Annotated in this window: 1 rRNA gene; it reads right to left on the bottom strand. The window is 36.5% G+C overall.

The window, feature by feature from the left end:
- Positions 1-91: ribosomal RNA gene (rrf, locus tag BAQ44_RS16295) — 5S ribosomal RNA — on the bottom strand; the annotation flags it as partial.
- Positions 92-222: the final 131 nt, after the last annotated feature.

Raw genomic sequence — 222 nt, 5'->3', positions numbered from 1 at the left:
GGACAAGGTCCCAACTACCATCGGCGCTAGAGAGCTTAACTTCCGTGTTCGGTATGGGAACGGGTGTGGCCTCTCTGCCATCATTACCAGACTGTATTCATTTAAGACAAGAATTATTTTAACTTATTTAACTTTTAAAGTCAACAAGTTTTTTATATTCTTTCAAAACTAGATAACATTGCTTCATATTATATGGTTAAGTCCTCGATCTATTAGTATTCG

This window comes from Bacillus mobilis (assembly GCF_001884045.1).
In the GTDB taxonomy this organism is placed as follows: domain Bacteria; phylum Bacillota; class Bacilli; order Bacillales; family Bacillaceae_G; genus Bacillus_A; species Bacillus_A mobilis.
The sequence above is the reverse complement of the archived record's forward strand: the minus strand, read 5'-3'. Positions and strand labels throughout refer to the sequence as shown.